This is a genomic window from Ercella succinigenes (assembly GCF_900002895.1).
Window position 1 is genome coordinate 92066 of the sequence record NZ_CDHP01000008.1, and the last position, 22574, is coordinate 114639.

General features: G+C 37.7%; 22 protein-coding genes. 13 read left to right on the plus strand and 9 right to left on the minus strand.

The features are described 5' to 3' along the window. Positions 1–16: 16 nt before the first annotated feature. The 5 genes from AC0KSB_RS02265 to rsxC are packed head-to-tail and all read right to left on the minus strand — an operon-like array spanning position 17 to position 4289. On the minus strand, positions 17–607 hold the full coding sequence (locus AC0KSB_RS02265; protein WP_472306303.1) for an electron transport complex protein RnfA: 591 nt from the start codon (positions 605–607) through the stop codon (positions 17–19). Further along, on the minus strand, positions 604–1395 hold the full coding sequence (rsxE, locus tag AC0KSB_RS02270) for an electron transport complex subunit RsxE (RefSeq protein ID WP_472306305.1): 792 nt from the start codon (positions 1393–1395) through the stop codon (positions 604–606). Before rsxE ends, AC0KSB_RS02265 begins: the two co-directional genes overlap by 4 nt. Beyond that, a complete protein-coding gene (locus AC0KSB_RS02275; protein ID WP_472306307.1) occupies positions 1395–1976 on the minus strand; it encodes an RnfABCDGE type electron transport complex subunit G in 582 nt (193 codons plus the stop codon). The genes rsxE and AC0KSB_RS02275 overlap by 1 nt, the downstream gene beginning before the upstream one ends. Further along, positions 1963–2946, minus strand: a complete 984-nt coding sequence (locus AC0KSB_RS02280) for an RnfABCDGE type electron transport complex subunit D (RefSeq protein WP_472306309.1) — start codon at positions 2944–2946, stop codon at positions 1963–1965. Before AC0KSB_RS02280 ends, AC0KSB_RS02275 begins: the two co-directional genes overlap by 14 nt. After that, positions 2943–4289: an electron transport complex subunit RsxC gene (gene rsxC, locus AC0KSB_RS02285; protein ID WP_472306311.1), complete on the minus strand. Its 1347-nt coding sequence runs from the start codon at positions 4287–4289 to the stop codon at positions 2943–2945. Before rsxC ends, AC0KSB_RS02280 begins: the two co-directional genes overlap by 4 nt. 523 nt (positions 4290–4812) lie before the next feature. Here rsxC and AC0KSB_RS02290 point away from each other — a divergent pair. Both AC0KSB_RS02290 and AC0KSB_RS02295 read left to right on the plus strand, forming a co-directional pair. Next, a complete protein-coding gene (locus tag AC0KSB_RS02290) occupies positions 4813–5178 on the plus strand; it encodes an ArsR/SmtB family transcription factor (protein ID WP_472306313.1) in 366 nt (121 codons plus the stop codon). 14 nt (positions 5179–5192) lie between these two features. Next, positions 5193–7379, plus strand: coding sequence for a heavy metal translocating P-type ATPase (locus AC0KSB_RS02295; protein ID WP_472306315.1), 2187 nt, complete (start codon positions 5193–5195; stop codon positions 7377–7379). Between the two features lie 13 nt (positions 7380–7392). Here AC0KSB_RS02295 and AC0KSB_RS02300 read toward each other — a convergent pair whose 3' ends face one another. The 3 genes from AC0KSB_RS02300 to AC0KSB_RS02310 all read right to left on the minus strand — a co-directional run bounded on the left by AC0KSB_RS02300 (position 7393) and on the right by AC0KSB_RS02310 (position 11001). Next, the gene (locus AC0KSB_RS02300; RefSeq protein ID WP_472306317.1) at positions 7393–8286 is read right to left on the minus strand and encodes an NAD(P)/FAD-dependent oxidoreductase; all 894 of its coding nucleotides are present in this window, start codon (positions 8284–8286) and stop codon (positions 7393–7395) included. 197 nt (positions 8287–8483) lie between these two features. Continuing rightward, positions 8484–10088, minus strand: coding sequence for a hydroxylamine reductase (gene hcp, locus AC0KSB_RS02305; protein ID WP_472306319.1), 1605 nt, complete (start codon positions 10086–10088; stop codon positions 8484–8486). A 127-nt stretch (positions 10089–10215) separates the two neighbouring features. After that, complete coding sequence (locus AC0KSB_RS02310) at positions 10216–11001, minus strand: ATP-binding protein (RefSeq protein WP_472306320.1); 786 nt, start codon at positions 10999–11001, stop codon at positions 10216–10218. A 117-nt stretch (positions 11002–11118) separates the two neighbouring features. Between AC0KSB_RS02310 and AC0KSB_RS02315 the strand changes: the two genes are divergently transcribed. The 10 genes from AC0KSB_RS02315 (at position 11119) to AC0KSB_RS02360 (ending at position 19092) form a co-directional block, all read left to right on the plus strand. Continuing rightward, positions 11119–11808 (plus strand): Crp/Fnr family transcriptional regulator, encoded by a 690-nt coding sequence (locus AC0KSB_RS02315; protein ID WP_472306322.1) that lies wholly within the window; start codon positions 11119–11121, stop codon positions 11806–11808. A 72-nt stretch (positions 11809–11880) separates the two neighbouring features. Beyond that, positions 11881–12129: a CPF_0552 family protein gene (locus AC0KSB_RS02320; protein WP_472306324.1), complete on the plus strand. Its 249-nt coding sequence runs from the start codon at positions 11881–11883 to the stop codon at positions 12127–12129. A gap of 77 nt (positions 12130–12206) precedes the next feature. After that, positions 12207–13337, plus strand: coding sequence for an aminopeptidase (locus AC0KSB_RS02325; protein WP_472306326.1), 1131 nt, complete (start codon positions 12207–12209; stop codon positions 13335–13337). A 100-nt stretch (positions 13338–13437) separates the two neighbouring features. Then, positions 13438–14727: a serine--tRNA ligase gene (gene serS, locus AC0KSB_RS02330; RefSeq protein WP_472306328.1), complete on the plus strand. Its 1290-nt coding sequence runs from the start codon at positions 13438–13440 to the stop codon at positions 14725–14727. A 102-nt stretch (positions 14728–14829) separates the two neighbouring features. Continuing rightward, positions 14830–15243 carry an NUDIX domain-containing protein gene (locus AC0KSB_RS02335; protein WP_472306330.1) on the plus strand — a complete coding sequence of 138 codons (414 nt, stop codon included), beginning with the start codon at positions 14830–14832 and terminating at the stop codon, positions 15241–15243. Then, the gene (locus AC0KSB_RS02340) at positions 15236–15904 is read left to right on the plus strand and encodes an IMPACT family protein (RefSeq protein ID WP_472306332.1); all 669 of its coding nucleotides are present in this window, start codon (positions 15236–15238) and stop codon (positions 15902–15904) included. The genes AC0KSB_RS02335 and AC0KSB_RS02340 overlap by 8 nt, the downstream gene beginning before the upstream one ends. A gap of 110 nt (positions 15905–16014) precedes the next feature. Continuing rightward, the gene (locus tag AC0KSB_RS02345; RefSeq protein ID WP_472306334.1) at positions 16015–16749 is read left to right on the plus strand and encodes a YebC/PmpR family DNA-binding transcriptional regulator; all 735 of its coding nucleotides are present in this window, start codon (positions 16015–16017) and stop codon (positions 16747–16749) included. A 50-nt stretch (positions 16750–16799) separates the two neighbouring features. After that, positions 16800–17828 (plus strand): Asp23/Gls24 family envelope stress response protein, encoded by a 1029-nt coding sequence (locus tag AC0KSB_RS02350; protein ID WP_472306336.1) that lies wholly within the window; start codon positions 16800–16802, stop codon positions 17826–17828. Positions 17829–17886: 58 nt separating this feature from the next. Next, entirely contained in the window at positions 17887–18627 is a 741-nt protein-coding gene (locus tag AC0KSB_RS02355; RefSeq protein ID WP_472306338.1) for a DUF6062 family protein, read from the plus strand. Between the two features lie 42 nt (positions 18628–18669). Next, positions 18670–19092, plus strand: a complete 423-nt coding sequence (locus AC0KSB_RS02360) for a DsrE family protein (protein ID WP_472306340.1) — start codon at positions 18670–18672, stop codon at positions 19090–19092. On the opposite strand, the gene AC0KSB_RS02365 is transcribed toward AC0KSB_RS02360, so the two are convergent. Next, positions 19089–20825 carry a bifunctional diguanylate cyclase/phosphohydrolase gene (locus tag AC0KSB_RS02365; RefSeq protein WP_472306342.1) on the minus strand — a complete coding sequence of 579 codons (1737 nt, stop codon included), beginning with the start codon at positions 20823–20825 and terminating at the stop codon, positions 19089–19091. The two genes, AC0KSB_RS02360 and AC0KSB_RS02365, sit on opposite strands and share 4 nt — an antisense overlap. Positions 20826–21037: 212 nt before the next feature. Between AC0KSB_RS02365 and zwf the strand changes: the two genes are divergently transcribed. After that, positions 21038–22549, plus strand: a complete 1512-nt coding sequence (zwf, locus tag AC0KSB_RS02370) for a glucose-6-phosphate dehydrogenase (RefSeq protein ID WP_472306344.1) — start codon at positions 21038–21040, stop codon at positions 22547–22549. Positions 22550–22574: the final 25 nt, after the last annotated feature.

The following is a 22574-nucleotide window of genomic DNA, read 5'->3' on the forward strand; positions in this document are numbered from 1 at the left end:
TTCCCTCCTGCAAAACTTAACCGAACAATTTTTCTATCAATCCTTTGAATCCAAAAAAGGAAATCGAAACCAGAGCTGCCGAAACTAATGTTATTGGCAGGCCTTTCATAAATTTCGGGACATCTGCATGATCAACCTTGCTTCTCACACCTGCAAAAAGGAAAAGTGCCAGCATAAAACCTGCACCTGCGCCCAGACTATTTACAAGTGATTGGAAAAAAGTATATTGCTCATCAATATTTAAAATGGCAACACCTAAAATTGCACAATTGGTTGTTATCAGTGGAAGATATATTCCTAAAGATTGGTAAAGAGGCGGTATAGCCTTTTTTAGGACTGTTTCAATTATTTGCACAAGAGAAGCAATTACTAGAATAAAAATGACTGTTTGTAAGTATGAAAGGCCATAGGGAGCAAGCAGAAGATTAAAAATGGGCCATGTAAGTGCTGTTGCAATTACCATTACAAAAATAACAGCAAAACTCATCCCCATGGCTGTTTTAAGATTTTTTGAAACACCAAGAAAAGGACATATTCCGAGAAAACGGGATAACACAAAATTATCGACGAGAATAGCGCTAAAAAGTATAATCAACATTTCTCTCATGATCTGTCACCACCTTCGGAAATTTTATCGGAAGATTTTTTAAAATCAGGATCTTGAGCAGAATCTTCAAATGTTTTATGCAAGCTGCATGCTCCACAAAGCAGACAAGCTGTTTTGTCTGAAATTGCACCTTCACAAATATCTTCAGAATTTTGATCAGCATCTTCCTTTTTCAATTTTTCAGCTATTTTTTGAGAAAAAGCGATTAATAAACCATATGCAAAAAAACCACCCGGAGGCAAAATCATGATTAGCATTGGTTCGATTGTACCACCAGGTTGTAAAACAGGCAGACTGAAATCCATAAAAGAACCATTTCCCATAACTTCTCTGATTGTACCCATTAGAAATAATGTAGCAGTATAGCCTGCTCCCATTCCCAGTCCGTCAAAGATTGAGGGAAGTACACTGTTTTTACTTGCAAACATTTCTGCACGAGCCAGTATAATACAATTGACAGTGATTAGAGGAATAAATATACCTAACGAATCATTAAGCTCAGGCAAATAAGCCTGCATAAGCATTTGAACTATTGTCACAAAACTTGCAATTACTGTGATAAAAGCCGGAATACGAACCTTTTGTGGTATTACCGGCCTGAGCATTGATATGACAAAATTAGAACCGACAAGCACAAATGTGGCTGCCAGCCCCATTCCCAGACCATTACGTGCAGTCGTAGTAACAGCAAGCGTTGGGCATGCTCCCAACATTAGTCTAAGTACGGGATTCTCACGAAGGATACCTTTAGAGAATTCTTGCTTTAACGGAATTTTTCTGGCCGGCATTATGATTCCTCCTTTATAATTTCAGAATAAAGAGCATTAATTGCATTGATTGATTCAGAAACTGCTCTGGAGGAAATTGTTGCACCAGAAACTGAATCTATGCTTTCTCTGCCTGGTTCATCTGGTTTGGTCGTATAAATTATACTTGTATCAGCTCCGATAAATTGATCGAGAAAAACTTTCTCTTCAATTTTTTTGCCAAGTCCTGGCGTTTCCTCATTAGACAAAACTCTGATTCCTGTAACTTTTCCCTGCTCGTCAAGTGCTGTCATTATAGGTACAAATCCACCATACCCTCGAGTTGATGCAGTGAATAGAAAGCCTGTTCTAAGGCCTTCCTGATCAAAAACCTCATAAATTTGCTTTACAGCCATTTCGTCTGTTTGCCATTGTGAAAAATCATATTCCACAAACTCTGTGGCATCAGGGAAAAGTGCTATGCGATTTGCATTTTCAGCATCAATTGCCTGCTGCAGCCTAGGAGCCATTGTCAACTGATTAGTGAAGGCTAACAAAGCAGTAGCTATTAGACATATTAATGCGAGAATCAAAGCAGGATAGATGCCATTATCTTTTTGCATGACTTAATCCTCCTCCGAATGGTGCGGGTTGAGTCCATCTGTCTATATGTGGCGTCAATATATTCATAAAAAGAATAGAGAATGATACGCCCTCGGTCATACCGCCAAAAAGTCTTATTATGGCCGTAATTATACCGCAGCCTAAACCGAAAATAATTTTACCCTTTCTTGTAAGTGGTGAAGTAACATAATCTGTTGCCATGAAGAAAGCTCCCAGAAATAATCCTCCCGACAAAATGTGATACAAAGGATCTTGTCCACCAGCAAGTGTTACTAGTGCAACAGTTCCGATATAAGTCAGAGGAATCCATAAGGTGATTACTTTTCTAATTACAAGGTAAACAATACCTATGGTAAGGGCAGCTATTGAAATTTCGCCTAAGCAACCACCTTTTATCCCAAGGAAGAGTTCAAGATACGATGGCATTTCACTTTGAGTCTGTAAGAGATAAAGCGGAGTTGCTGTTGATACAAGATCATTACCTACAGCAGGAGCAATGGTCTCAGTAATCCCGGTACTTAAAACATCAATTCTTTTTTCGAGTACTGCCCAACGGGTCATGGCTGCAGGATATGATATGGTCAAGATAACTCTTGCTGCCATTGCCGGATTAACAAAATTATGACCTATACCACCAAACATTTGCTTAACAATAACTATGGCGATAAAGGATCCTACGGCTGCTATCCAAAGGGGAATTGTAGGAGGTAGATTTAAGGCTAACAGTAGGCCTGTTACTATTGCACTTAAATCACTTATAGAATTATAACGCTTCATTACTTTGCGGGAAATATACTCAAAAAGAACAGCTGTACCGGTAGTAACAAAAATAATGATTGCAGAAGCACTTCCGAAAATCCATATAGAAACAATTACTGCCGGCATCAATGCAATGATAACATCCAGCATTAAACGCCTGGAGGTTATACCATCGCGTATATGTGGTGATGAAGAAACCTGAAGCATCATTTTTTATTACCCTCCACTGTTATTGACTGACGCACATATGTTTTACCGTTGCGTAGACTTTGTACCAGATGTCTTTTGGCAGGACATACATAAGTACAGCAGCCGCATTCAATACAATCCATTACATGATACTGTTTAAGACCTTCTATATTTTTATTCCGGGACATAATATCAAGGCTTGTTGGTAAAAGAAGCATAGGGCAGGCTGTAATACAACGTGCACAACGAATGCATTGAGTTTCTTCTGGAATAGCTGCCTCTTTTTTCCCGAAAACAAGAATTGCATTGTTATGTTTTATAATGGATACATCTAATCGATCAACTGCAACTCCCATCATTGATCCACCCATAATTATTTTGCCTGCTTCTTCCGATAAACCACCTGCGGCTTCAATAACTTCTGGAATAAGTGCGCCTATTGGAACATTGACATTGCAAGGAAGATTAAGACCGCTGCCGTCAAGCGTTACTCTTTTTCTTACAAGTGGCATGCCGGTTGTAAGATATTTAGAAATAAAACGAACGGTGCTGACATTGAGCATCAGCACACCTATATCATGAGGCAAGCCTCCCGAGGGTATAATTCTTTTGGTTAAAGAATAAATTAGCATTTTTTCAGCACCCTGAGGATAAATTGTTTTTAGACTTACAACTTTTATATCTGGTTTAATATTAAAAGCAAGATAATACTTCGTTATCTCATTGCGCAAAACTTCAGCGGCCAAAGGTTTATTATCCTCTACCCCTATTATTGCTTTTTCTATCTGCATATATTTCATTACCTGCATAGTTCCATCTATTATTTCATCAGGATGCTCTGCACATTGACGAAAATCAGCAGTTATATAAGGTTCGCATTCAGCTGCATTTATCAATAATACATCGGGTTCCTTTCCCGGCGGTGGCTGCATTTTCATATATGTAGGGAATCCGGCTCCTCCCAGACCTACCAGGCCTGAATCACGCAGCGCCTTTACAAAACTATCCTTATCTGTAACTTCAGGTGGAGAAATGCTTTCATGCCACGTGTACTGCATGTCTGATTCTATTTCAACAACTTCCATAGAACGTCCATTGCTTGCTACTTCTTTACGAATAGCTTTAACTTTTCCGGAAACACTTGAGTGAATAGGAACAGCCATAGCAGAAACAGGTTTGCCAATTAACTGTCCCACCTTTACTTCATCACCTGCCTGCACTATACATTGACAGGGCGGTCCTATATGCATACTCATCGGTATTCGCAAAGTTTTGAACTGGTCAAGTCTTACTGTTGGATAAAAATGAGTGTTTTTATTCCCCTTCGGATGAACTCCGCCGGAAAAAGTAGAAAATTTTAACACCAGGTTATACCTCCCACCATTGCCTGAAACAATATAATCCATCAATTAATATAACATAAAACGATAATAAAACCATTAGATGTAGCAATGATCATAAGCTAATATATTGCTAAATCAGTAAATTTGTGCAATATGATAAAGATAAACGTTTACGCAACACAAATCTGAATACATGCTGACGAAAAAAATGCATAATACTAAATCTGAATATTATCGTAAACGGTTACGATAATACAGTTGCCTGTTGCTCTGGTACCGGGATAGTATATGGATTATAATAAAATTAAAAATTTAACAAATATGATTGTACACAGATTTTAGTTATGATTGGAAAAATCTTCTGATTTGAGAAAAATCTGATCAGGCATTATAGTCAACAAATAAAACTATCTGTTGTTTTATTGAAAAATTGACAGAATAATATATATTCGTAACTTTGGAAACGATATGAGGATAAAAAAAGATATATGCTTATATCGACATATGAACAGTTGTTCATATGATTAATGAGTGGAGGTTAGACATGGCTGATGAATGTTGCAGTACAAATAAAATTCATCCGGAAAGCGTTTGTTTGGCAAAAGAAAATATGCCCTCGGATGATGTTTTGAGAGATATGACTGAGCTTTTTAAGGTTTTATCTGACGAGACGCGTATGAAAATAATTAGTGCACTTGAGCATTGTGAACTTTGTGTATGCGATCTTGCAAATCTAATTAATGCAAGTCAATCTGCTGTTTCGCATCAATTACGTATACTACGCCAGGCTAGGCTGGTTAAATACCGTAAAGATGGCAAAAATTCCTTTTATAGGCTTGATGATGAGCATATAGAAGCGATTGCAAAATGCGCGCAGAGCCATGTGCAGGAGACCTACCACAAAGAATAAGAGGTCATACATAAATGGCAGCAGGTAAAATGGTTTTTAAAATCGAGAATTTAGGGTGTGCGAATTGTGCCTCGAAAATGGAAAATGCAATCAATAAAATGCCGGAAATAGAACTAGCTATGATTGATTTTCCAAATAGTAAGCTGCATCTTAACTTAAACCCGGGCTATAAAAAAGAAGGCATTGTTTCCGAGATTGATCAACTTATCAAAACGTTTGAGGGTGATGCAGGAATAATTTCAGAAAACACATCTGATAAGGGTGATATAAGCTCTAATGAGAATTTTAGTGAAGAAACTGATACTGCTATTAAGAAAATTGATTGGCGAAAATCCTTTCCGTTAAAACTGTTTATTCGTTTTTTGACAGGTGCATTGATTTTTGTTTCAGCTTTTTTGCCTCTATGGACGGAATTTGTTTCTGCTTCGTTGTTTGTATTAGCCTGGATTGTTCTGGGATATGATGTTATTATCAGAGCTTTCAAAAAATTGTTTTCACGGCAATTGTTTGATGAAAATTTTCTGATGTCTATAGCTACAATTGGAGCATTAATTATAGGTGAGTATCCCGAGGCTGTAGCGGTAATGCTATTTTATCAGGTTGGTGAAATTTTTCAGGATGTAGCGGTTAATCATTCCAGATCTTCGATTAAGGCTCTTACAGAATTACGGCCTGATTATGCTAATCGGCTTCAGCAAAACAGTCAGACTGATTACCAGACTGTCATGCCTCAGGAAATTGAAGTCGGTGATAGACTTTTGATTAAACCTGGAGAGAGAGTTCCTTTGGACTGTGTTATTGTCAATGGTTTTTCCGATATAGACATGTCAGCTTTGACGGGAGAAAGTATTCCAGTATCTGTATCTCCAGGTGATGAAGCTTTATCTGGCAGTGTAAACGGAACCGGTTTGCTGGTTGCACAAGTTAGAAAAAATTTTTCCGAATCAAGTATTTCCAGAATTTTGGAGATGGTAGAAACCGCCGCAGCCAGAAAATCACCTGCAGAAAAATATATAAGTAAATTTGCTGCCTGGTATACTCCTATAATGATAATCATTGCCACTATGCTGGCTTTCATTCCACCGTTGATACTATCAGAACCTTTCTCGGATTGGATATACAGAGCGCTTATACTTCTTGTAATATCATGTCCTTGTGCACTTGTTCTATCTGTGCCTATGAGTTATTTTGCCGGGCTTGGCGCTTCTTCTGCGAAGGGGCTGCTAATAAAAGGTGGACAATATCTGGAAAAACTTTCTCAGGTAAAACAGATTGTTTTTGACAAAACAGGTACTTTGACAAAGGGTAAATTTGTAGTTACAAACATTAAATCTTTTGCCAATGAAGATGAAGAAAGTATCCTTGAAATTGCTGCTAAACTTGAAAAATCATCTAATCATCCAATTGCGAAATCAATATATGAGGCATGGCTAAATACGAATAAAAATATAAATGACGAAATAGAATGGCAAGACTATCGGGATCGTCCTGGATATGGCGTTCAGGCTTTTTATCAGGGTATAGAATATAAATTAGGAAACGATCGTATGATTACTGAAGCGGGATTAATTGTTCCTGAAAATATTGAATCCTCGGCAGGCAGACAAAGAATATGGCTAATTATTGGAAACACTTTGTCAGGATATATTGAACTTTCCGATCAGGTTCGAGAGGGCGTTTTGGAAATGCTTTTAGAATTGAAAAATCAAGGTATTGAGAAAACAGCGCTTCTATCTGGTGATAAGTACGAGGCTGCTCATCTCATTGCTTCATCGCTGGGCATTGAAGAAGTCTATTCAGATTTGCTGCCTGATCAAAAGGTGGAAAAACTTGAAGACTTTATGCAGAAAAATAATAACAGAAAAGGAGCGACTGTATTTGTAGGTGATGGTATAAATGATGCTCCTGTGCTGGCAAGATCTGACTTAGGCATAGCTGTTGGTTCTGCAAGTGATGCCGCAGTCGAAAGTGCAGATATTGTACTTGTGGGGCATGACTTGAAAAAAATTAACACAGCAATTAATATTGCTAGAAAAACAGCAAAAATCGTGAGGCAAAATGTTGCTTTGACTCTTTCTCTAAAAGGAATAATCCTGATTTTAGCACTGTTTGGACTTGGCGGAATCTGGCAGGCTGTATTTGCTGATGTTGGTGTAACTCTTCTGGCTGTTTTTAATGCGATGAGAATACTGCGAGACTGATAAGTTACGACATCTACCATTGCATTTTAGGCATTTTTTCCCCTTTGCTTTTTTTGACATAACCTGCAGCCGACATACCTGCTTTAGCACCTTCTCCCACTGCTACAGCGACTTGTAACAGACCGCCTGTACAGTCTCCGGCTGCATATATACCAGGGAGATTAGTCGATTGATCTGAATTTGTTATTATTACTTTGCCATCATTGTTTAAACCTAGTTTTAACGCAAGATCAAGAGCTGAAGCTGTACCTTCGGCTATGAAGATTCCATCGACTTTTAATTTGCTGCCATCCTCTAGATCTAGGCCTTCGAGTTTTTCGTCGCTACCAAATATATTTTTTATTTTTCTTTTGTCGAGCTCGATTTTATCATCGCTGAACTGTCCGTCAAATTCGCGACCATTTGTAATTAGAATTATTTTTTCAGCAAAAGGTTTTAGCTCACTAGCTTCTTTTAATGCGTATTCACCATTGCCTATGACTGCTGCTGTTTTTCCCCTATAGAAAAAACCATCACAGGTAGCACAGTAGCTGATTCCTTTTCCTTCATATTCTGCAAGATTTTTTATGGTTGCTTTTCTTCTAGGTATACCCGTTGCCAGTATTACAGCAATAGAATTATATTTTGAAACGGAGGTATGAATTTCAAATTTTTCTAACCAGCTTATACCCGTTACTTCTTCTTCGATTATTTTCACACCCAGTCTTCTGGCCTGGCTTTCGCTCTGTTTTAGTAATTCAATTCCACTTATAGGCTCAGGAAAACCTAAATAATTTTCTATTTTTTCAGCTTTTTGCAAAGCTCCGTAATCTCTTCCTAAAACTAAAACGGAAAGTCCGGCTCTAACTGCATAAATCGCTGCTGATAAACCGGCGGGGCCTTTTCCTACTATTATCAAATCAAACATATATTTAACCTCCACAAAAGCATAGTTTATTTTTTATAGTATAGGATAAAACCATTTGCATCAAGTGACTGCATCACATAGTAGATTTTCTGACTGAAAATAAAATCCGCTCTGATTGAATTTTAATTCAAAAGAGCGGATTCTTAATACTTATATTACCGTATATTTTAATTTATTAATTTGTCCCAGTCTGAATTTTATCCTAAAATCGCTTTGAGATCTTCGTCTGCTGTTGTTGTTGGGCGGATTCCGAACTCTTCAACTAATACATTAAGAACGTTTGGAGAAACAAAATATGGCAATGTAGGACCAAGATATATATTCTTAACTCCTAGAGAAAGAAGTGTAAGGAGAATACATACGGCTTTTTGCTCATACCATGATAAAACCAAGGTCAGTGGCAGGCTGTTTATATCAGTTTCAAAAGCTTCTGCCAAAGCTACAGCCACTCTTATTGCTGAGTAGGAATCATTGCATTGCCCCATGTCCATTATACGAGGGAAAGGTCCTATTTTACCAATATCGAGATCGTTGAATCTATATTTGCCGCAGGCCAGAGTAAGTATTAATGTGTCCGAAGGTGATTTGGCAACAATATCAGTATAATAATTACGTCCTGGTTTGGCTCCGTCGCAGCCTCCGACCAGCATAATATGCTTAAGTGCTCCGCCTTTTACGGCTTCGATTACTTTATCGGCAACCCCCAGAACTGTGGCATGACCGAATCCTGTTGTGAGAACAGTTCCGCCATTAATTCCTGTCATGATTTTTTCTTGTTCATAACCTCCAAGCTCAATGGCTTTAGCAATAACTGGAGAAAAATCCTTGCCATCTTCAGAATTATCAATATGAACCAAACCGGGATATTCAACAACTGCTGTTGTAAAGACACGATCAGCATATGATGGCTTAGGTGGCATCAGACAATTGGTTGTAAAGAGGAAAGCTCCTGGAACATCAGCAAATTCTTTCTGCTGATTCTGCCAGGCTGTACCAAAATTGCCCTTAAGATGAGAATATTTTTTCAATTCAGGGTATCCGTGTGCTGGAAGCATTTCTCCATGCGTATAAATATTTATTCCTTTTCCAGCGGTCTGATCAAGTAATTGTTTAAGGTCATGCAGATCATGTCCGGAAACAACAATAAAAGGTCCTTTTTCAATTATGGTTGTTACTTCGGCCGGTACCGGATTTCCATAAGCTCCGGTGTTAGCACTATCCAGCAACTCCATACAGCGGAAATTATCTTTGCCGAACTGCATAAGAATTTCTAACCATCTTTCAACACTGTGATTCAGACCGGCTTCTCTCATTCCGATAAAAAGTGCTTCATTAACTTCTTTGTCAGTACGGCCCAGAACAAAAGCATGATATGCATATGCACCCATACCACGTAAACCTAGGATTAAAAGGCTGCGCAGTGAAACCTGATCCTGATCTCCTTTGAAAATATCTTCAGCACTTGCAATATCAGGCTGAGCTATACATGATGTGCATGAACCACAACCTTCATTTGCTGGAGAACGGTTCTCAATAGTAAATTCAACCAGATTAATCAACTTTTTCAAACTTGCATCATCAAAGCTGACATTTGTTACGGTTGTAAACAGACCCTCCATCATCAACTGTGCATCAAAGTCAGTAATTTCCTGACCTTCCATGATAAGTGCATAACGAATAAGTGCATAGGTTAGTTCATCCTGCAAAGCTGATGTTGACGGCTCTTTACCGCAAACTCCTATTGTTGTACATCCCTTTTGTGGTACTGTTTGTTCACATTGAAAACAAAGCATGTTTGACATAAATAGATCCTCCCTTAATTTTGTGATTGTTCTCTTGTCTATCCACAAAGGTGCTTGTGAAAATGCACTTGATAAAACTTGTATGATTTTTGTTTTATCGGTGAAAATGCACAAAGCTACCTACATGTTAATCTTCTAAAATTCTTCCGTCTGTGCTTATAGTTACGACTTTCCAAGGAATCATTTTGCCGCAGGCCTGTAAAGCCTGTCGTGCTGCCATATCTAATCCCCCACAGCAAGGTACTTCCATTCTGACTATAGTTACACTTTTTATGTTATTAAGAGTCAAAATTTGTGTGAGTTTGTCAGCATAACTTCCTGCATCAAGTTTAGGGCAACCGATTACAGTAATATGATTTTTTATGAATTCATCATGGAAGCTGGCTCTTGCAAATGCTGTACAATCTGCTGCTATAAGCAACTTGGCTTGATCAAAATATGGTGCTTGAACCGGCACTAGCTTCAGTTGGCAAGGCCACTGTTGTAATTGAGAATTTGCTTCTCCCGGATCTGCCGGTGTTTTTTGATGCGTGTTGTTTGAAAAAGGCTTGCTGTTCATAACCGGTTCACGTTTAAGCGCACGGGCATGAGTTCCAGGGCAGCCGCAGGGCAGTTTATCTTCATTTTTGTTTTTGACATCTGTTTGTTTTTCTTTTTCAGCTTTTTCTTTAATTTCAAGATCTGCAGGAGACCCTGGGGCAGGCATTAAAAATGGATCAGCTTTTCTTTTCCGGATAGTGATAGCTCCTGTTGGGCAGGCTGGCAAGCATGCTCCCAAGCCATCGCAGTATGTTTCAGAAATAAGTTTTGCTTTGCCGTCTACCATTGCAAGTGCTCCTTCATGGCAACCGCTTATGCATAATCCGCAACCATTACATTTTTCTTCATCAATATGTATAATATCTCTTTCCATCTATATTCCCTCGTTTCTATTTATTAACTTGTTCGACATGTCCAAGTGTACTATAATAAAATCATCATTTATGTAGCTGTGGCTACCAAATTGCACTGATAAGGATGGCAAAAGCAAATGCATCAAAAATGGATTGAACAAATGAAGGCAACCGGACTTTTTTTCGGTTTATCCGATCAAGAAATAATTGGTTTGTTACCTTGCTTTAAAGCAAATGAAGTTTCTTACGGGAAAGGGGATATAATGTTTCAGGCTGGCGATAGCCAGTCAGCTATAGGAATAGTTGTAGAGGGCGAAGTGCATATTCAAAAAGAAGATTACGCAGGCAATAGATTATTAATAAATATTGTAACTGCAGGGAATATGTTTGGTGAAGTATCTGCATTTGCAAATACCGGACGCTGGGCAAATACCGTAATTGCCGGACTCGATAGTACAATTGTTTTTATTCAAATTGAGCATATAAGTAAACCTTGCAGTCATATTTGTCAGGCTCATCGGTTTTTGATAGAAAATATGCTGAAAATAGTAGCGCAAAAAGCTTTGATTATGAATTCCAGAATCAATTATCTTAAGTTAAAAGGTATGAGAGAAAAACTGGCTACATTTTTGCTGGAACAGAGTTTTAGAAGTGGTAAACATACTTTTGATATACAAATGAACAGAGAGTCTCTTGCTGATTTTCTCAATGTGTCCAGGCCGTCAATGTCCAGAGAACTAGGGCGCCTGAGAAATGAGGGTGTTATTGATTTTTATAAATCTTCTTTTGTAATAAAAAATATTAAAGCTCTTCAGAAAATGATATGACAAAAAATTTGCAATACAGTTGTTTTAGATGGATTCAAAGGCTAGAATATAAGAATAAAGGAGGTTTTTCAAATGGAAGAAAATAATATTATGCTAATTAAAGTAAATCACAGATTGCATCAGGCGGAAGCTTTACAAAAAGTTTTTTCAGAATATGGTTGCAGTATAAAAACAAGATTAGGATTGCATGAGGCAGGTGATGTCTGTGCAAATGATGGACTTATTATACTTCAGCTGGTCAGCGGTCAATCAGATCTCGAAAGATTTGAGAAGCGTTTGAATGAGCTAGAAGGAGTAACCGCTAAACTGGTAAAAATCTAATTGCCGGATAAACGTCATGAATTTGAGTTGCAGATTTATTATCTTAAAAAGAAATTGAACTGGATTGGAAAACATAAATGAGAGATGAGAGATTAGACAGATTGGCAGATGTTCTGCTGGAACATTCATTGAGATTGGAAGCCGGTGATGTTGTTCAGGTTAGAGCTGCTGTAGAGTCAAAACCATTGGTAAAGGCCCTTTTCAGACGAGCTTCTGAATTGGGTCTGTTTTTACTTGTTCAATGGCTGGATGAGGAAATCTCCCGGCTTAATTATGAATTGCTTTCTGCAAAGAAGGATAAAGCTGAGAATTTTCTGAAACTGACAAATAAATGGGAATTACAGCGAAGCGAAGATATAAAAGCATATCTTACTATAAGAGCAGAAGTGAATGATCAGGAGCTCAACGGTATTTCTGCCGGAATTCTTCAAATGGCAGGTGCTGCTTCCAGAGAAGTTTCCGACCGTATTATTAATGAGAGACAATGGGCACTTTTTTACTGGCCGACCAGAGGACAGGCACAAAGGGCAGGGATGCCTTTTGACAAGTGGTTTGATCATGCGATGGCAGTATCTATAATTGATTACAAGAAATTGCATCAAGCAGAACTTAAACTGGCTGCTTTGATAGAACAAACGAATTCTGTTCGTATAGTAGCACCAGAAACAGAATTAACATTTTCTGTAAAAGGAATGCCTGCCGTTTGCTGTTACGGTCGTAGAAACGTGCCAGATGGCGAAGTTTATACCGCTCCTGTTATAGATTCAGTGGAGGGGCAAATAACATATAATGTGCCTTCAAATCAATGGGGACATACTTTCGAAAAAATAAAGCTCAAATTTGAAAAAGGAAAAATAATAGAATGTAATTGTTCCAGCAATTCAGATCTTCTAAATGATATTTTTAATAGTGATGAAGGTGCTCGTTATATTGGTGAATTTTCTTTTGGAGTAAATCCTAGGCTTACTGAACCAATGGGAAGTACTCTATTTGATGAAAAAATTACGGGATCAATTCATTTTACGCCAGGCAGAGCCTATGCTAAAGCAGATAATGGGAACAGATCATCACTGCATTGGGATTTAATTCAGATTCAGCGTCCTGAGTACGGCGGTGGAGAAATTTATTTTGACGGTAAGCTTATCCGCAAAGATGGTTTATTTGTTCTGCCTGAACTTCAAGAATTAAATCCTGGCGGTTTTGACTGAATACTCAACATAGAGTATAAGTATTGGAAAAGAGAAGGTACTTGACCAGTTTATATAAATTTACTAATATTTGATAATGATCTGAAATAGGAGGAGCAAGATGCTTGATATTAATCTGATCAGACAAACGCCTGATTTAATACGTGAAAAATTGGCTAAAAGAGGATATGAGGCTGATTTTAGTGAGTTTTTAGAAATTGATAGTAAAAGACGTGAACTTATAAGCAAGACAGAACAGCTTAAAGCTGAGAAAAACCGGGCTTCTGCGGAAATACCAAGGTTGAAAAAAGACGGCAAGGATATTTCTGACATAATGGCAAGAATGAAAGAAGTTGCGGACGCAGTAAAAATCATTGATGAACAACTTGCCGATCTGAATACAAAACAGCAAAGTTTTTTAGCGGCTTTGCCGAATCTTCCTGACGATAATATCGCTGCCGGAGGCAAAGAAAACAATAAAGTGATTAAAGTATTTGGTCAAAAACCTGAATTTAGCTTTGCACCACGTCATCATGTTGATCTGGTTGAGCAACTTGGTATTATTGACTATACGCGTGGTGCCAAACTTGGTGGAAGCGGTTTCTGGGTATATCGCAAGCAAGGTGCATTGCTGGAATGGGCTTTGCTTAACTACTTTATTCAGGAACACTTAAAAGATGGTTATGAAATGATGCTTCCTCCGCATATTCTTACATATCAGTGTGGATACACCGCGGGTCAATTTCCCAAATTTAAGGACGATGTTTTCCAGTTGAAAAATGATGATAGCGATGATTTTACCCATTTTATTTTACCTACTGCAGAAACTGCATTGGTAAATCTGCATCGTGATGAAATTCTTTCAGAAGCAGAGATGCCAAAAAAATATTTTGCCTATACTCCTTGCTATCGTAAGGAAGCAGGAAGCTATAGAGCAGAAGAACGGGGAATGATACGTGGACATCAGTTCAATAAGATTGAAATGTTCCAGTATGCTTTGCCTGAACAGTCAGATCAAGCTCTGGAAGAGCTTGTAGGTAAAGCTGCCAGATTAGTCGAAGGACTGGGATTACATCATAGAATAAGTGAACTGGCAGCCGGTGATTGTAGTGCATCTATGACTAAAACGTATGATATCGAAGTTTGGATACCAAGCATGAACGACTACAAAGAAGTTAGTTCCGCTTCGAATGCCGGTGATTATCAGGCTAGAAGAGGCAATATGAAATTCCGCCGCCAATCAACAAATAAGTTAGAGTTTCTACATACCTTAAATGCATCAGGTCTGGCGACAAGTCGAATTTTGCCGGCTCTTGTAGAGCATTATCAACAAGAAGATGGAAGTGTAGTTATACCTGAGGTTCTACGTCCCTGGATGAATGGGCTGGAAAAGATAAGTTATAAAGAGTGATTGTTACGCGACCGGAGGTTTTATTTCTGTTAAAATAAGGTAAACAGATCATGATTGGCAGAAATAGGAAACTTCAGAGCTAAAATGAAAGGGGTAATGACTATGCTGGTACGAAATTGTGCAGGTGGGGTTGTTTTTAACAATGATAAAGTGCTGCTTCTTATGAACGAGAAACAGGAATGGGTTTTTCCCAAGGGTGTCATGCGAACTGGCGATTTTCCTGATGAAGTTGCCGTTAAAAGAGTCCTGGTAGAAGCTGGCGTGAAGGCACGTATAATATCAGCGGCAGGCCGCACAAATTATGAATTTTATTCGATTTCAAGACAACGCCCGGTTGCAAATAAGATAGTTTGGTATATTATGACTACTGATGACGATGCAGTTACCCCTAACAATGTGCAGAATTTTTCTGACGGTGGCTTTTTTACAGTTGAAGAGGCTATTGAGAAGGTAACATATAGCCAGGATAAATCTTTGTTGATGTTGTCCTATCAAAAATACAAGGAGCTTGTATAGTAATCTGATGCGAAAGTCTTATTGTACGGTCAAACACGAGGCACGTATAGAGATTGAAGAAAAGAAATCTACTTTTATAGGATATTGTCAGCCGCTGGCTGATGAGCAGCAGGCTAATCTATTTGTCAGTGGCATTCGGGAAAAACATCCGGATGCCACTCATCATGTGTATGCATGGATATTAGGCGGTCAGGTTAAACTGCAGAAATATTCAGATGATGGTGAGCCTCAAGGAACTGCAGGTATTCCTGTGCTTGACGTTATGAGAAAGGCAGGAATTGAAGATCTTGGACTAGTAATAGTTCGTTATTTTGGTGGAGTATTATTAGGTGGCGGTGGACTGGTACGAGCTTATAGCAAAACCGCTTCTCTAGCTCTTGAAAAAGCTGAACCGGTAATAATGCAATTATGTTGCAGATATAAAGTTACTGTACCTTACCATGATTATGAGCGTTTGAAATTTCATCTTTCGCAAGGGGACTTTTGGCAAGGAGAAACAAAGTATTCGCTTGATGTTGAAATGTTGGTTGGTGCGATCCCTGATAAAGTGGAAGAGTTAATAAAAATATGTAAAGATCAGACTGCTGGCGTTGCTTTGATAGAAGAAGCTGAGCCGTCCTATGTTCCTTTGCCTCCTCCTGATCCGCCGCTAAGCATTTAATTATAATAATAGTTGGAGTTTTTAGCAGATTCGACTTCTGGTTGATTGTTGTGAAGATGCTGTTTATCAAATACATTTAACGGTGATGCCGTATTGTCGTGGAGGTACATATGTCAGGTCATTCAAAGTGGAGTAATATAAAACATAAAAAAGGAGCAGCGGATGCTCAAAGAGGTGCTATATTTACAAAAATAGGCAGAGAAATCCAGGTTGCAGTTAAAAATGGCGGTCCTGATCCGGAGTCTAATAGCAGGCTTAAAGATGCTATTGCAAAAGCCAAAGCAAATAATATGCCAAATGATAATGTTCAAAGAAGCATTAAAAAGGCTTCAGGTCTAAATGATACTGAAAATTATGAAGAAATATTGTATGAAGGATACGGTCCTGGCGGTATTGCAGTAATGGTCAGAACTTTGACTGATAACAGAAACAGAACTGCCGGTGATATAAGACATCTATTTGATAAATTTGGTGGCAATATGGGTACAAATGGCTGTGTTTCATTCCAGTTTGAAGAAAAGGGAGTTTTGATACTTGATAGAGAAGAGTTTCCTGAAATAGATGAAGAAACAATTATGATGGCTGCTTTGGAAGTTGGAGCTGAAGATATTTCTGTAAATGATGATTCGTTCGAGATTATTGTCTTACCTGAAAATTATCAACAAGTAAAACAGCAGATGATTGAACAGGGATATGTTTTTGCGGATATGTCTTTGGGACCGGTGCCTACTGTATGGGCAAAAGTTGATGATTTGGAAATTATTGAAAAAATGAAAAAAATGGTTGAAAAAATGGAAGAGCTAGACGACGTTCAAGAAGTCATTCATAATTGGGAATGCGATTGAATAAGATTTTTAAAACATTTACTTTGTTTTGATTAAGGAAGGTGTTCAATATGGCTTTGCTTTTCGATAAAAGAAAAAAGCCGGCAGATAAAAGTCAGCCGCCTTCTTCGGATAGTGTTAATGAACAGACAGGACCGTTCAAAACTCTTGGCAGAATATCTGATGTGGTAAATAAAACTGTTGCAGATCGTAATCAGATGAGCGAAGAAAAAACACGAGAGGCTTTGCGAGAGGTTTTATCTGGCATAGCTGTGATTGCGTTTATTGGCCCTAGTGGAACAGGGAAAAGTACGAGAGCTGTTTCTGTTGCACGTAAGCATCAGATAGCCTGGCTTATAGATGACGGACTATTAATAAATGGCAGCAGAATAGTTGCGGGAACATCTGCTAAAAAAGCAAAATCAAAGTTAGAATCTGTCAGACAAGCTCTTTTTGCTGACGAAACCAGAGCTGCTGTTATGAGAAGAGCACTAGCCGAGCATTGTCCTACGACTTTGATGATACTTGGAACTTCTGATGGGATGTTAACAAAAATATGCAATAACCTTTGGTTGCCTCAACCTGCTATGCTTATCAGAATTGAAGATATAAGCAGTGAAGAAGAAATGCGTCAGGCAAAACAAACCCGATTATCTGAAGGGAAGCACACCATACCGGTTCCCAGCATGGAGATAAAGCATGAATTTTCTGGTTATTTTGCTGATCCTATTTCAAAATTGCGTAAACGCTGGGATAGGGATAGGGGTATAGCACCTGTCGCACCTGATTCTGAAAGAACTGTTGTAAGACCTACTTTCTCAGGTTTGGGAAGTTATTCAATTTCTGATGAAGCTATGCGCATGATGATTGAACTGATTCTGCGCAGAATCAGGGGTGTGGCTGGTTTGGTAGACTTCAAAACGACAACTGAAGTTTATGGTGCTGTTTTTACTTTGGATTTATCTCTTTATTATGGATATAATGCGCAAATGATACTTCAGGAGGTTCAACAAAAAGTAAGCCATATGGTTGAGGAATATACTTCTGTTAATGTTATGGCGGTCAACGTTAGAGCAAGAAGAGTAATACACCAAAGTTGATTACATAAATTATGATCGAAATTAATTTTGATTGATTTGTGAAAAACTGGAGGTTTTTGTGAAAGAAAAAATATATACTATCCCTGTAAATGATGCTTATTTGTCTGATGCGGCTTGTCCGCTTTGCCAGTTAGAACATACAACAGAGCAGTCTTTGCTTGATTATTATCTGGGAGCTGCTATTATGGAACCCGATGTTAGGGTTGAAACTAATAAGAAAGGTTTTTGTTGTAATCATTGGGGACTTTTATACAAAAGAGAAGATAATCGTTTGGGATTAGGTCTGCTTCTTCATACGCATGTTGAGGATTTATGTAATGATTTAAATTCTGAGTTGACTGCAACAGTGCCTGGAGTTCGTAAAAATATATTTTCCGGAAAAGATAAAAATTATAAACAGAAACTTGAAACTATGGCAACTAAGATAGAATCAAGAACTAAAAGCTGTATAATTTGTGAAAGAATCAAATATACCATGGAAAGATATCTGGATGTAATTTTTCATCAATTTTTCCATGAGCCGGCTTTCAAACAATATTTCGAAAGTAAAAAAGGGTACTGCCTTCCACATCTTGCTATGTTGCTGAAAGAGGCTTCTCAAAAACTTAATCAGGAAGAGGCGTCAGTTTTTCTAAATGTTCTGGCTTGTCAGCAAAATGAGTCTTTAGAAACTTTGCGCGACGATGTTGAATGGTTTACTTTGAAATTTGATTATAGAAATACCAAAGCTGATTGGAAAAACAGTAAAGATGCTCTTCCTCGTGCAATAGATAAAATTAGCGGTAAAGTAAAAGATTAGTGCAACCAATATATTCGCATATAATGGGGGTGAAAAACATTGATGAATCTTGAAAACAGCCAGACAATAACTGATGTTGATGCTTCTTCCATGACCAATGCAATGCTTGAAGCTGTTAGTAAGAATGAACATAATCTGGTAATTGTGTTTAGGCAAGACCAGTTAGGTAGCGGAAACCGGGAATTGGGCAGGGGTTTAATCAGGCCATATCTGGAGGCTTTGCTGCGACTGCCTTTGCCGCCACAGACTTTCATTTTTTATAATTCTGCGGCCTATCTGGTTGTGAAACAATCTCCTGTTGTAAATTTGCTCAAGGAGCTTCAGAATAAAGGTTCAGAGATTCTTGTCTGTAATATCAGTCTGCAACATTTAGGACTTATTAGTCAAATGGAAGTAGGAGAAATAAGCACACAAGAAATTCTGCTGGAAAAACAGTTGAAAGCAGATAAAATACTTTGGCCCTAGGATTGCCAGCCTCCAACTTGATCCACAAATACTCTTGCCAGCTTTGGATCAAATTGAATTCCGGCATTTTTTATTATTTCATGACAGGCAAAAAACGTTGATTCTGCACATCGATATGGGCGATCGCTTGTTATGGCGTCATAACAGTCAGCTATGGAAACAATTCTTGCACCAAGAGGAATTTGATCTCCTTGAAGTTGTCGAGGATATCCTTTTCCATCCCAGCGTTCATGATGACTTAAAACACTATCCGCCATATCTGCCAGATCATGTACTGTGCTTAAAATTCTAAAACCGATTTCAGGGTGCCTTTTTATTTCTTTATACTCGTATTCGCTGAGTGGTCCGCACTTATCAAGTACAGAATCGCTGATCGCAATTTTGCCAATGTCATGCATCATTCCAATTGTTTTGAACTCTTTCAGAAGACTATCTTCGCAGCCAATAGATTGACCAAGCTTTTCACAAAGCCAGCCAACTCTTCTTGAATGTTTTTCTTCTCTGGGATGAGTTTCGTTTAGTGTCTGAACAATTGTATGTATTCTCTTGCCTCGTACGCTTGGGCTTTCAAAAAGTTTGCGTCTATACATTCGGTTTTCGGCCTGAGTATATACAAGATTAAAAGAAGTATCTGGAGATGTTTTCGTTTCCCAGCCAAAGGAAATTGATAAACCTACGGATTTCAATTCTATAGAAGAACATAACTGACGCATTGCTTTGACTCGTTTTTGTGCTGCAGTCTGATCTGTGTAAGGCATTAATATAACAAACTCATCACCGCCTAGTCTTGCTGCAATATCGTTTTTTCTGCACTGGGATTTTATAACATCGGCGGCACTACACAACATTTCATCACCAAAAGCATGGCCGAATGCGTCATTTATTTGTTTGAAGCCGTTTGCATCAGCCATTACGATTGTTAAAGGCAGAAATTCAGGATTGTCGTAAGTTTTTATCATTTTTTCAAAATGTTTTCTGTTAAAAAGCCCTGTTAATTGATCATATTTATTTAAATACTCGATGGTTTTTAAGGCAGAATCAAGTTTCTTTTGTTCCTCTTTAATTGTCTGTTCATAAAACTGTTGTTTATTTAAATCTTCAATATAATCGCTATATTTGATTGCAATTATTCCAGAATAAATTGTTAACAAGTCAAGTTGTTCGTTGGAAGGTTCTTCATTCATAATTAGCCATATTTGACCATGGTTTCTTTGGTTGCCTACTAGATTAATGTTAAGCAAAAAAAATCCTTTTGCCATCTGAGATATTGTTGATAAATTATTTTCGTATTTATCAGAGGTGCTTATATTATCAAGAAATGCTTTCGCATCAATATAGGTGTTTATCAAATTATTTTCAGGGCTGCTAAAAACTTTTGCCTTGTATGTATAACCTTTCTTAGCTATTTTTAATAGTTCTTCAAACAAAACGTAACTGATATTATTGGCTTTGGCGCCTGTTTGTATATTTTTTTCAGTTTCTGAATCATTCAAATAAGCTGCTAAATAGAAATTATTATCAGCAGTAATAATATTGTCGTTTCTGGCAAGATTTAATATAACTGATCGGACTCCGGGAATATTACTTAATATTTTCAAAAAAAATTCTTTAGAAAAATCTGTACAGTAATTTCTTTGCCAGCTTAAAATATCTTTAGCCAAGTTTGCTATTTGCATCTCGATATCCGTACAATGCTTTATATTTTCTTTGGAAACGCCACGATAATTTGACATAATGCCTCCCTGATAAAGTACTTATAACCGCTTATATCATTACAGGTTAAACAATGTCAAATTAAGTTTATAGTGACAAGATATTGCGGGTTTGTTACATAAGTCCTTGTATCGACAATTTATGATACTTATAATTGAAACAGTAAGGAGGAGGCAGAGAATAAATATTTATTTAAAGGTGGTTTTAGGATTCTCTGTCGAATGAAGATAATATGAAAACAACAGATTGTTTGATGACTATTTTTGGAGCTACAGGTGATCTTACACACCGTAAGTTGATTCCTGCCTTGTATCAGCTTTATTTGCAGTCTTACCTCCCACAAAAATTTAACATTCTGGCAATCGGCAGACGTGATAAAACAACTAATCAATTCCGCAATGATTTGAAAACTTCAATTATAAAATATATCAAAAAAACATTGGATGAAAAGCTCTGGACTGAATTCGAAAAAAAGATCGAATATATGCGAATGGATTTTCAGAATTCTCAGGAATATGAATTGCTGGCAAAAAAAATTAATTCGCAACGTGTTAAAGGGTTTTATGCTCGTAATAGTTTGTTTTATCTGGCTGTAGCTCCCGAATTTTTCGGATCAATAGTTCTTGACTTAAAAAAAGCGGGACTTATAGAACCTTGTGATGATTCTGACAATTCGCAAAATTTCTGGCAGCGGCTTGTTATAGAAAAACCTTTTGGCAAAGATTTGAAAAGTGCCACTGAGCTTAATGAAGTGATAACAAGTGTTATACCAGAAAAGAACATATATCGTATTGATCATTATCTTGCTAAAGAAATGATTCAGAATATTACTATGCTAAGAAGAGAAAATGCAATTTTTGAACCAATCTGGAATAAAAAATATATTGATAATATACAGATAAGTGTTCTTGAACATGAAGGTGTAGGAAGCAGAGCTGGATATTATGACAGAACAGGTGCACTAAAAGATATGATTCAAAATCATCTTCTGCAGATTGTTGCTATTCTGGCCATGGATTTACCCTTGAAAACAGATTCCTGGTCAGTTCATAATGAGAAGGTAAAACTATTAGAATCATTACATAACCAGATAAGTGAGAATGTAATTCAGCCTGTTATTACTGGTCAATATGAGAGCTATATCTCCGAAAATGGCGTAGAAAAAAACTCTGTTACAGAAACTTTCGTAGCATTGAAACTGACCCTTGATAATGAAAGATGGCAAGGGGTTCCTTTTTATCTTGTTACTGGGAAAAAAATGGCCGAGAAAGCCGCTCTGGTTACAGTTGAATTCAAAAAACCTTCAACTGCTTCGGAAATAGAGGCTTCGCCTAATTTGCTTCAGATAGGCATACAACCACGTGAAGGAATTCACTTGAAATTAAATACAAAAAAGCCTACAGTAATAGATGAAATGACTGTGGCAGAAATGGAGTATTGCCAAAGCTGCCAATATAATTTTAATACGCCCGATTCATATGAAAAATTACTGATGGATGTAATTATTGGAGATTCAACACGTTTTACTCGCTGGGATGAACTTGTACTGTCTTGGAGTCTAACGGATGAAATAGCCAAATACTGTGAAACCCATCCTGTTTTAGAAAAATATCCTGATTATTCCTGTGGACCTCAGGGAGCTATTAAAATGATTAGAAAAGATAAACGAAGATGGTGGCATCTGGCAGAAGGAGGAGATGCTCCTGAATCTTATTCTTGCAAAACAGCTGACTTTGAGGATTAGATTAAAATAGAATGCAATCTGATGC